The following is an 8,776-nucleotide window of genomic DNA, read 5'->3' as shown; positions in this document are numbered from 1 at the left end:
TAGTCTGTTTATTGATATACATGAATTCGGGATAATGACAAATGGCTTAGTCGTATTCCACACCCTCGAAACCTCATGGCTTTTATCGTTCGTAATAATGGCTGTTACTTCGGCTGCACCATGGTACAGCCCTACTTGGCGGATAAAAGTAGGATGTGAGAAGAAAGTGCGCCACTTTATGCCCTGATATACGCCACATAAGCCTGTAAAGTGGCGCACTTTAGAGCCTGATATGCCTCACTTTACAGGCTAAAGTGGCGCACTTTACCCGATGACCTTAAATCTTGCGAACTTTAGCAGCAGCTGCTTGGTGCCGGCGTTCTTGAATTGTACGGTTGCTTTTGTGTTTTCGCCCGTTCCTTCCACCCGTATCACGCTGCCTATGCCGAAGCGCTCGTGTTCTATTATGTTGCCTTCGTTTATGACGCCCGGTGCCGTCATTGCTTTGGGGCTTGTGGCAGATGTCGTATGAGACGGGGTGGGGGAAGGCTCTGTGATGCGGCGCAGTCCGGCACTGCGGGTGCTCAGTATTCTCTTGAAACTGTCCGAGAACGGGTCTACGCTCTTCTCTTCGCGGTGTTGTACGATGCGCCTTTGCGGGTCGGAACGGAACTGTGATGCCACGGGGCGGCTGTTCTGATAGCGGCTGCTGCCGAACGCTGTGTTTGCGTTGCGGCTGTAGTTGCCCTCGAAGCTGCCGTCGTCGGCTCTTTCCGTTACTATCAGCGACGGGTCGATGTCGTTGATAAAGCGGCTTGGGGTGCCGAACTCCAGCTTGCCGTAGCGGAAGCGGTTCTTGGCACACGTAAGTATGCAGTGCTTCTCGGCACGTGTGATTGCCACATAGAGCAGTCGGCGTTCCTCTTCCATCTCCCTTTTGCTGCCCATACACATCTGGTTGGGGAATATGTTCTCCTCCATACCCACGATGAAAACGTTGGGAAACTCCAGTCCCTTGGCACTGTGCACGGTCATCAGCGACACGTAATTGCGGTTGTCGCTGTTGTCACTGTCAAGGTCTGTCAGCAGCGACACCTCTTGCAGGAAGTCGGATATTGATGTCTCGTTGCCCCGGTCTTCTTCTCTTCGGCTTTCAACAAACTCCTCCAGACCGCCGACCAACTCGTTGACATTCTCCTGTCTTGACATGCCTTCGGGCGAGTTGTCCGAGAATATCTCGTTGGCAATTCCGCTCGACTTTATTATGTCCGTGCCAAGACTGTAGGCATCCTCCGTCAATGAGCGTTCGATATATCCGTTTATCAGCGTTCTGAACTTCTCGATTTTCGTCAGTGTGCCCTTGCTTACGTCAAGGTTGTACAGTTGTGGGGCGGATATTACATCCCACAGACTCGCACCCTTCTCGGTTGCGGTGCTGATAATCCTGCCTACGGTCGTGTCGCCAATTCCGCGCTTGGGATAGTTTATGATGCGCTTGAACGCCTCCTCGTCCGAAGGGTTGGCAACAAGGCGGAAGTATGCTATGATGTCCTTTATCTCCTTGCGTTGGTAAAAGCTTAGTCCGCCGTATATTTTATAAGGTATGCCCGCTTTCCTCATCGACTCCTCGAAGCTACGGCTTTGAGAGTTGGTGCGGTAGAGTATGGCAAAGTCGCTGTATTCGCACCTGTCCGTGCTGCGTATCCGCTGTATGTCGTTGCATACGATCAGTGCTTCCTCCCTGTCGCTGTATGCCTGTTTCAGTATCAGTTTCTCGCCTTCGGCGTTCTTGCTGAACACATCCTTTGGTATCTGGCGCTCGTTGTGCTTTATAAGGCTGTTCGCCGCCTCCACTATACGCTGCGTGCTGCGATAGTTCTGTTCGAGTTTGAACATGCGGACGTCGTCGAACATCTGTCTGAAGTCAAGTATGTTGTCTATGTTTGCCCCGCGGAAACCGTATATGCTCTGCGCGTCGTCGCCCACGGCACACACGTGTTGATGACCGCTTGTGAGCAGCAATACTATCTGTTGCTGCACGGAGTTGGTGTCCTGATACTCGTCTACGAGCACATAGTGGAACCGTTCCGAGTATTTATCGCGTATGTCACGGTTTTCTTTCAGCAGCATGAACGTATACGTAAGCAGGTCGTCGAAGTCCATGGCGTTCGCCTTGCGACACCGTTCGCAGTATGCCGTGTATATGTTGCTCATGGCAGGCATGTGCATTGCATGGTCGCGCTGGAGGGCGCTGCGGTCGGCTGCATATTGGTGCGGCAGTATAAGGTGGTTCTTCGCCATGCTGATATAGTGGTGTACGGTTGCTGGCTTGTACACTTTGTCGTTCAGCTGCATTTCCTTGATGATGCTTTTCAGCAGACTGCGCGAGTCGTTCTCGTCATATATCGTGAAGTTCGATTGGTAGCCTATGTGCTCCGCCTCCACCCTTAGTATACGCGAGAATATGCTGTGGAATGTTCCCATGTGTATATACCGCGCCTGTTCTTCTCCAATGAGACCGCCTATTCTCGACTTCATCTCGTTGGCAGCCTTGTTTGTGAATGTAAGTGCAAGTATATCCCATGGCTTCATGCCGTTTTCTATGAGATATGCTATCTTGTATGTCAGCACACGTGTCTTTCCCGAACCGGCTCCGGCAATGACAAGCGACGGACCGTCGCAGTATTCCACAGCCATGCGCTGGCTATCGTTGAGTTCTTCAAGGAAGTTGCAGTTCATTGTTTTTGGGTGTTATGGGGCTTATTGGTCTTATCAGGCTTATTGGTCTTATCAGACTTATTGCTCCTATAGGACTTATAGGTCTTATAAGGCTTATGGGACTGATAAGATTATTTATTCTCTTTTTCTTTCGTAAAAAGCGGTATGAAACGCATCTGGTGTTTTATCTGTCTCTGCCGTTTCAGCATGTACGGGCTTGGGTTCTTGGAACTGTATACCCTTGGATTGGGCAGTGTGGCGGCAATGAGCGCACACTCGCTGCGCGACAGCTGCGATGCTTCCTTGCCGAAATGCTCTCTTGCCACGGCCTCCGCGCCGTATATGCCGTCGCCCATTTCTATGGAATTGAGATAAACCTCCATTATGCGTTGCTTGCTCCACGTCAGTTCGATAAGTACGGTGAAGTATGCTTCGAGCCCCTTGCGCAACCACGAGCGTCCGGGCCACAGGAAAACGTTCTTTGCCGTCTGCTGGGTTATGGTGCTTGCCCCGTGCATGCGCTTGCTGGTGCGGTTGTGGCGTGCCGCCTGTTCTATGGCGTTGTAGTCGAAACCGTGATGATTCATAAATCTCTGGTCCTCGCTTGCCATCACGGCTACCGGCATGTACTTCGACATTTCTCCGAGCGGTATCCATGTGTGCTTGAGTTTCATTGTCTCTCCCGCCTTTATCTGTTCGGCACATCTTATGAACATCAGCGGGGTGAAATATACAGGGACGAAACGGAGCACCACAACAGCAAGAATGGTGGAGCCTAAAAAGGCTACCACCATCCAGCGTATTATACGGCGTATAATATTAAGAAAAACCATTGTCTGTTATTGCAGCGTACCGTTGTTTGCCTGGTTTATCATTTCCTCGCTTGCATACATGAATACTTCCACGCGGCGGTTCTGCTTGCGTCCCTCTGCTGTAGAGTTGTCGGCAACGGGGTTGGAGCTTCCGAAACCCTCGATTTTCTTCATCTGGGTGTTTGCCACATGCTGGCTTCTCAGATAGTTTGCCACGGCATTTGCGCGGTTCACAGACAGCGGGTTGTTTATTGCGTCGCTGCCGGTGTTGTCGGTATATCCGTAAATGTCAACAGAACAGGTGTTGTACTTGTTCATAAGCGCTGCAAGCTCGTTGAGGTTGGCCTTTGACGCAGCATTGAGGTCATACTTGTTTGTCTGGAAAAGTATGCCGGAGTCGAATGTCAGCTTTACCGCCTTCAGTCCGTTGGCATCCGTCACTTCCTCAACCTTTGCGTTTTCAAGCTCTTTCTGTGCCTCAGCCTTTACCTTGTCCATGTGCTTGCCTATAAGCGCACCTGTACCTGCACCCACGGCAGCGCCTACAGCGGCACCCACAGCCGTGTTGCCTGCAATCTTACCTACTATTGCACCGAGCACCGCACCTCCGCCGGTACCTATCAGTGCACCGTTGCCTGTGTTGTTGCCGCAACTGAACACCAGTGCGGAACACATAACCAAAGCTGCAATCTTAGTCTTCTTCATAATCGTATGTTTTTAAAAAGTTATAATCGATGCACAAAGATAGCTCTTTTTGCCTAACAATAAGGCATTAACCAACTTTTTTTAGTACTTTTGCAATCAATTTTATAAACAATAAGCATTTAAATAATGGCAAAGGAATTAAAAGATCTGACCAAGAGGGCTGACAACTACAGTCAGTGGTATAATGATTTGGTGATAAAGGCCGACCTTGCTGAGCAGTCGGCAGTGCGTGGCTGCATGGTTATAAAGCCGTATGGCTACGCAATATGGGAGAAGATGCAGCATCAGCTGGACAAGATGTTCAAGGAGACAGGGGCACAGAATGCTTATTTCCCGCTGCTCATCCCTAAATCGTTCCTTTCAAAAGAGGCCGAGCATGTTGAGGGATTTGCCAAGGAATGTGCCGTGGTGACCCACTATCGCCTGCGTGCCAAGGAAGACAAGAGCGGTGTTGAGGTGGATCCGGCTGCACGTCTGGAGGAAGAACTCATTGTGCGTCCGACATCCGAGACCATAATATGGAATACATATAAGAACTGGATACACTCATGGCGCGACCTGCCGCTGATGTGCAACCAGTGGTGTAACGTGATGCGATGGGAGATGCGCACGCGTCCGTTCCTGCGTACTTCGGAGTTCTTGTGGCAGGAAGGTCATACGGCACATGCCACGAGGGAAGAAGCCGAGGCAGAGGCACAGAAGATGCTGAAGGTATATGCCGACTTTGCAGAGAACTGGATGGCGGTGCCTGTTGTTCAGGGCGTCAAGAGCGAGACGGAACGCTTTGCCGGTGCGCTTGACACCTATACCATTGAGGCGATGATGCAGGACGGCAAGGCGCTGCAGAGCGGCACGAGCCATTTCCTCGGACAGAACTTTGCCAAGGCATTCGAGGTGACATATCTTAACAAGGACAACAAGCCCGAGTATGTATGGGCCACGTCGTGGGGAGTATCCACGCGACTTATCGGTGCGCTCATCATGACCCACTCCGATGACAACGGTCTGGTGCTTCCGCCGAAACTGGCGCCTATACAGGTGGTAATCATTCCTATAACAAAGGGACCGGAGCAGCTCGCTGCTATAACCGAGAGGCTTACGCCCGTAATAAGCGAGTTATGTGCCGCCGGCATATCCGTCAAGTATGACGATGCCGACAACAAGCGTCCGGGCTTCAAGTTTGCCGACTATGAGCTGAAGGGTGTTCCCGTGCGTCTTGTCATGGGCAGCCGCGACCTTGAGAACGGAACGATAGAGGTTATGCGCCGTGATACTCTTGAGAAGGAGACTGTTTCTGTAGACGGAATAGCAGAGTATGTAGAGAAACTTCTTGACGACATACAGCGGAATATCTTTGAAAAAGCAAAGGCATACCGTGACTCGCGCATATACGAGTGTGACAACTACGAGGAATTCAAGGAGAAAGTAAAGGACGGCGGCTTCTTCCTGTGCCACTGGGACGGCACTGCCGAGACCGAAGCAAAGATAAAGGAAGAGACTCAGGCAACGATACGTTGCGTGCCGTTCGGCGTTGAACAGACACCTGGCGTTGACATGGTGTCGGGAAAACCGGCTGTGAAACGTGTGATTATTGCACGAAGCTATTAAAATGAAGAATAAAGCATGAAGAATGAATAACCTGCTGCCGCTATTCTATATAAGCCTTATAAGCTCTATAGGAACTATAGGTTCTATAGAAACTATAGGCTCTATATGACTAATATAAGAACAGCAGCAGCAAGTTCTTCATTTTCTTATTGATCTCTAATAACCATGAAAAGAACCGTAGGCATATTGCACAGGCTTCTCGACTTTATTTCTCCCCGTGCATGTGTCATCTGCGGTTGTCGCCTTGGTATAACCGAAGAGGTGATATGTACCACTTGCAACATGCACCTGCCCCGCACCCGCTATGACGAGGACTTTTACGAGAACGATATGGCACGGCTCTTTTGGGGACAGATGCCCGTGGAACGTGCTTTTGCAATGATTTATTACGAACCGCATTCGCCCGTGAGTCGCATGGTATATTCATTGAAATATCTCGGACACCCGGAGGTCGGCGAGTTTATGGGGCGTATGATGTCGGCAGAACTTCTCGGCACAACGTTCTTTGACGGTATAGACATGATTGTTCCTGTACCGCTTTCAAAAAAAAGGCAGCGCAAGAGAGGGTATAATCAGAGTGAGGAGATAGCCCGCGGCATAAGTTCGCTTACCGGAATACCGGTGGCAAACAAGGTAGTGAAGCGCGAGAAATTTGTTGAAAGCCAGACGCAGAAGCACCGTTGGCAGCGTCTTGAGAACGTCGACGGAGTGTTCCGCCGGTGTAATAATGCGTCTGTAGACGGCAAGCACATACTCCTTGTGGATGATGTGGTCACCACCGGTTCAACGATAATATCATGTGCCAATGAGATAAGCCGTGGCGGAAACGTCAGGTTCAGCGTCCTTTCGTTCGGATATGCGAAGGGGTAGGGGAGTAGACTGATATTTATCTCATTAGATATTCTACAATTCTTCTTGTCGTCCCTTCGTCCAAACCGATATATGGATTTACCAAAAACAGATGACTTATATGATGTTCATTGAAGTTTTGGGCATCGAGGTCGTCTATAATGACATAATCACGACATACCCAATTCTTTTCCAGCCATACATCTATCTCATCACCACGATGATAACAGCTAATGATTGGTGTCGTATCTATTACCCGTCCGGGAAGATTGCGCACTGTCCACATCTCCAATATCTCAGATAAAGACATATCTTCCTTCCATGATGATGAAACAACGATGTCTGCGCCGGTCTTATCTATTATGTATTTCAGATTGTGTACACAGCGAGGATCAAAAATCGCTCCGAAACGATCATATCCGGACAAGCCTTTACTCATCCGGACGCTATCATAATAAGCGTTGTCCATAACACCATCGAAGTCAAGAAATATTACAGTATTCTTCATTGTTTTCCAATATTATCCAGCCAATAAAACTTTTTCAAACAATTCTTCCCATAAGATTCGATTGTAACCGTCTTTTCTTCATTATGCCATTAACGATACTGCTCCCTTCTCAACTGACATGACATAAAAGAAAAACTTACAATAAGTGTAAAGGCAATGTGTATAAAATAGTTTTCAAATTTCATAAGTACCCATTACTTATTTCTTCTCATCTGTCTCTTTCAACCATATACCTACAAGCAACAGAGCCACAACAATATCCACAATATTCCATATCGTCCGCCCCAACGCAATCTTGACAAAAGGTTGGAACAACAACGCGAGTGCTCCAAACACAACGGTCAACACCTCTTTCTTTTCTTCGTAATATTTATATGCCATGGTAGCAAACGCGACCATGACAGCAAAGCGTACAAACTCGTAATAGCCATAAGGCATGTGTAACAAACAGATCAGCAACATGGCTGCCAATAATAATTTCAAATATTTCATAATAACAAAAGGTTACAAAAATTATGCAAATAAATCTCTTCCTTTTGGGTCTTTTCCATAATCATTTTCATACTCGTCGCCATCTCCGAGTAGCATCCATAAGAAGTAGACGGGATTTATTTGATACCAACCGCTATTATTCCTGTCATGGCATCGTTTGGCTCCTTGTGCAAAAAAGAACCAATTCATAGGGATTATTGCTAAGCATGTCAATACAAATAATAATAAACTATCATTACCAAGTAATGACATTACAGTTATTACCGTATCAAGAATCACATAATATATACAACACAATAAATATGACAATGCATATTCAAGCCTTCTTATGCGTCCTTTAAATGAAAAGGGATGCGCAAACATTTTTTGTTTTTTCATATTTTACTTATTATTCATTTTTTATACATGGCTTCTTGCCTTTTCTGCCATTCTACTATATACAAAATCCCGAGAATAGAATAAATCTTGTAAAATAGTACGTAAATAATCTTCTATTTGTGAATTGACTCTTTTAACCGTTAGAATTAACGGTGTTTCCCTTAAAAGAGCATCTTGGTTCTCTGTCATTTTTGACTTCATGAAGAAATAGAGAATGTTCAAATTTTCACTATTTTTATTTCTATTTTTTTTCATCTATGAAGTTTCCATTCTCTTAATGTCCGCAATAATATCTAGTATCATGGCATCTATCACTTCCTGCTTGAAACCTAATTCGATTGCAGTTGCCTTACAAAGAGTTAATTCGTTGTCATCAATATCACCATCACACATCATCAGAAAAACCATATCTTTTAAGCAAACTACTCTTCGTTCAGGAGTTTCAGGTGGTAAGAATTTAAAATCCTTGAGGTTCTTTATACATCTTTCAAGGTCAGAAAACTCCAAACCATCCCTTGCCATCACTGTGGCAATTACCCCCATTTCACTCTTTTCAAATTTGCCATCTGCAAATGCCAACGCCACGAGTCTCTTTAAGTGGCTCAACTTTTCTCTACTTTCACGAGATTTAAACAAATCGATAAAACTCATAGTCTCTAATATTTTTCAAATTTACACATTTTTTCATCTTTAACGCGAATTTGCTGAATTATATTTATCTGTATATTGGGGCTAAAATTGTTATAATCTTATAGTTATCATTTAG

The 8,776-nt window shown here is 46.7% G+C and carries 10 protein-coding genes; 3 read left to right on the top strand and 7 right to left on the bottom strand.

Going from position 1 to position 8,776, the window contains the following annotated elements; all coding sequences use genetic code 11:
• Nucleotides 1-187: hypothetical protein (locus HPS54_RS12340; protein WP_216653084.1), on the top strand; the 187-nt coding region annotated here is incomplete at its 5' end.
• A gap of 77 nt (nucleotides 188-264) precedes the next feature.
• Here the strand turns inward: HPS54_RS12340 and HPS54_RS12335 are convergent.
• The 3 genes from HPS54_RS12335 to HPS54_RS12325 all read right to left on the bottom strand — a co-directional run bounded on the left by HPS54_RS12335 (nucleotide 265) and on the right by HPS54_RS12325 (nucleotide 4,175).
• Entirely contained in the window at nucleotides 265-2,679 is a 2,415-nt protein-coding gene (locus HPS54_RS12335) for an ATP-dependent helicase (RefSeq protein WP_172345728.1), read from the bottom strand.
• Nucleotides 2,680-2,789: 110 nt separating this feature from the next.
• A complete protein-coding gene (mtgA, locus tag HPS54_RS12330; RefSeq protein ID WP_172345727.1) occupies nucleotides 2,790-3,491 on the bottom strand; it encodes a monofunctional biosynthetic peptidoglycan transglycosylase in 702 nt (233 codons plus the stop codon).
• A gap of 6 nt (nucleotides 3,492-3,497) precedes the next feature.
• Nucleotides 3,498-4,175, bottom strand: a complete 678-nt coding sequence (locus tag HPS54_RS12325) for a YiaD family glycine zipper/OmpA-like lipoprotein (RefSeq protein WP_172345726.1) — start codon at nucleotides 4,173-4,175, stop codon at nucleotides 3,498-3,500.
• 126 nt (nucleotides 4,176-4,301) lie between these two features.
• Here HPS54_RS12325 and proS point away from each other — a divergent pair, with 126 nt between their 5' ends.
• Together proS and HPS54_RS12315 are read left to right on the top strand one after the other, a co-directional pair.
• Entirely contained in the window at nucleotides 4,302-5,783 is a 1,482-nt protein-coding gene (gene proS / locus HPS54_RS12320) for a proline--tRNA ligase (protein ID WP_172345725.1), read from the top strand.
• A gap of 165 nt (nucleotides 5,784-5,948) precedes the next feature.
• The gene (locus HPS54_RS12315; RefSeq protein ID WP_172345724.1) at nucleotides 5,949-6,653 is read left to right on the top strand and encodes a ComF family protein; all 705 of its coding nucleotides are present in this window, start codon (nucleotides 5,949-5,951) and stop codon (nucleotides 6,651-6,653) included.
• A 16-nt stretch (nucleotides 6,654-6,669) separates the two neighbouring features.
• Here HPS54_RS12315 and HPS54_RS12310 read toward each other — a convergent pair whose 3' ends face one another.
• The 4 genes from HPS54_RS12310 to HPS54_RS12295 all read right to left on the bottom strand — a co-directional run bounded on the left by HPS54_RS12310 (nucleotide 6,670) and on the right by HPS54_RS12295 (nucleotide 8,661).
• Nucleotides 6,670-7,140, bottom strand: a complete 471-nt coding sequence (locus HPS54_RS12310) for an HAD domain-containing protein (protein ID WP_172345723.1) — start codon at nucleotides 7,138-7,140, stop codon at nucleotides 6,670-6,672.
• 198 nt (nucleotides 7,141-7,338) lie between these two features.
• Nucleotides 7,339-7,632, bottom strand: coding sequence for a DUF6804 family protein (locus HPS54_RS12305; RefSeq protein WP_172345722.1), 294 nt, complete (start codon nucleotides 7,630-7,632; stop codon nucleotides 7,339-7,341).
• A 21-nt stretch (nucleotides 7,633-7,653) separates the two neighbouring features.
• A complete protein-coding gene (locus HPS54_RS12300) occupies nucleotides 7,654-8,010 on the bottom strand; it encodes a DUF805 domain-containing protein (RefSeq protein WP_253952014.1) in 357 nt (118 codons plus the stop codon).
• A 255-nt stretch (nucleotides 8,011-8,265) separates the two neighbouring features.
• A complete protein-coding gene (locus tag HPS54_RS12295) occupies nucleotides 8,266-8,661 on the bottom strand; it encodes a hypothetical protein (RefSeq protein ID WP_172345721.1) in 396 nt (131 codons plus the stop codon).
• Nucleotides 8,662-8,776: the final 115 nt, after the last annotated feature.

This window comes from Xylanibacter caecicola (assembly GCF_013166515.1).
Taxonomy (GTDB): Bacteria; Bacteroidota; Bacteroidia; order Bacteroidales; family Bacteroidaceae; genus Prevotella; species Prevotella caecicola.
Note: the sequence above shows the minus strand (reverse complement) of the source record. Positions and strands in the feature narration are given on the sequence as shown.

Bases quoted from the DNA above. Each gene is read 5' to 3' on its own strand.
- HPS54_RS12335 (WP_172345728.1), bottom strand. From the start codon at position 2,679: ATGAACTGCAACTTCCTTGAAGAACTCAACGATAGCCAGCGCATGGCT.
- mtgA (WP_172345727.1), bottom strand. From the start codon at position 3,491: ATGGTTTTTCTTAATATTATACGCCGTATAATACGCTGGATGGTGGTA.
- HPS54_RS12325 (WP_172345726.1), bottom strand. From the start codon at position 4,175: ATGAAGAAGACTAAGATTGCAGCTTTGGTTATGTGTTCCGCACTGGTG.
- proS (WP_172345725.1), top strand. From the start codon at position 4,302: ATGGCAAAGGAATTAAAAGATCTGACCAAGAGGGCTGACAACTACAGT.
- HPS54_RS12315 (WP_172345724.1), top strand. From the start codon at position 5,949: ATGAAAAGAACCGTAGGCATATTGCACAGGCTTCTCGACTTTATTTCT.
- HPS54_RS12310 (WP_172345723.1), bottom strand. From the start codon at position 7,140: ATGAAGAATACTGTAATATTTCTTGACTTCGATGGTGTTATGGACAAC.
- HPS54_RS12305 (WP_172345722.1), bottom strand. From the start codon at position 7,632: ATGAAATATTTGAAATTATTATTGGCAGCCATGTTGCTGATCTGTTTG.
- HPS54_RS12300 (WP_253952014.1), bottom strand. From the start codon at position 8,010: ATGAAAAAACAAAAAATGTTTGCGCATCCCTTTTCATTTAAAGGACGC.
- HPS54_RS12295 (WP_172345721.1), bottom strand. From the start codon at position 8,661: ATGAGTTTTATCGATTTGTTTAAATCTCGTGAAAGTAGAGAAAAGTTG.